This window comes from Bacillus sp. 7884-1 (assembly GCF_002272245.1).
In the GTDB taxonomy this organism is placed as follows: Bacteria; Bacillota; Bacilli; order Bacillales; family Cytobacillaceae; genus Neobacillus.
Map to the genome: position 1 here is coordinate 1 of NZ_NPDD01000161.1, position 1,320 is coordinate 1,320.

1 protein-coding gene is annotated in these 1,320 nt (G+C 32.7%); it reads left to right on the forward strand.

Translation table 11 applies throughout. From position 1 onward, the window contains the following. The first annotated feature begins 93 nt into the window (after nucleotides 1–93). On the forward strand, nucleotides 94–1,131 hold the full coding sequence (locus tag CHI06_RS18650; protein ID WP_095250132.1) for a hypothetical protein: 1,038 nt from the start codon (nucleotides 94–96) through the stop codon (nucleotides 1,129–1,131). Nucleotides 1,132–1,320 lie beyond the last annotated feature (189 nt).

Here is a 1,320-nt window from a genome sequence, read left to right on the forward strand (position 1 = left end):
GTTTAGCAAATTTACAGTTTAGTGTTGAACAAAGAACCAAAGTTATAAAATTTTATATGCAATAATATATTTTTACAGAAGGGAGTGAATTATTTGTTCCGTGATCGTGTGATAGTGATATGTATTAGTGGACTTAGTGGAACAGGCGGGATGGATGGAATTCGTGATAAACTTCATGAAGTATTTGTTCCTCACGGGGTAAACCCTGATAACATCTTTCGTAGAAGTTGGAATAAAGAAAATGAATCTGATCCTAGTGCTGAACCTTGGGTAGACGACCTTAATAGAGAAATTAACAGGCGAACAGAATTGCCAACTTATCTTGCGATAATTGGTCATAGTTATGGAGGATGGGCCGCATGTAGGTTATCAAAAGTAACTAATAGGGTTCCTGACTTTGTTGCCCTTATTGACCCAGTATTCGGCCCAGATAATATTTTCAATCAGAATCAAGATTACCCTAGAGGCAACCTTATAAGAAACTGGTATCAAACAAATAGCCCTGTTTTTGTTGATCCTTGTACAGGTATTAAAATACCCTGTACTAGAGAAGTTGGTTTACATTGTGGCTATAGTAATGTACCAGGTGCCCATGAAAATATTGAGGAAGCTAAAAAAAGGAATTGGTGGGGAAACCATGAGAGAACATCGTGTCCAGGTGGAAGAAAACATGAACCTACATCACATATAGATATAGATAGTGACCAATGGATATGGCGTCAAATTTCTAATCAAATTTATTATGATATTATTGAATTAAAACAAAAGTATGTTATCAAGTCAGTAAGAGACGATAAGTATCTTAGTATTAAAAATGATAAAATATATCTTGAAAAAACCACACAAATTAAAAGGTCTCATGTCTTTACCTTAGAACACCTTGGATATAATGATTATGTTATAAAGGCATCGAATGAGAAATATGTAAGTGCTGAAGATGATCCTAATTTTGCTATATATCTAAGTTCAAGTATAGGTGTACCTCAAATATTTAACTTTCAACCTTTTGGACGTAATGTTTATGCAATAAAGGCATCGAATACTGAGTACTTAACCATAAAAAAAGATCAATTACATCAGTTTCCTAACTTAACTAACTTATCATATTTTGAATTTATTCCTCTGAAATAAAGATTATAGACTACCAAATAAATTGGAGAAAATAACTTTAACCTTCTAATCACTTATCTAACCTAAATATAAAGAACTAAAGCCTTTTTGTTGTATTAAATTTCAAGGATATATATGACTTTGTGAACGATTATACTTAAAGTAAAGGGTGCTTTACTTCAGTAAGGAGTAGAGCCTTTCTTGTTCCAC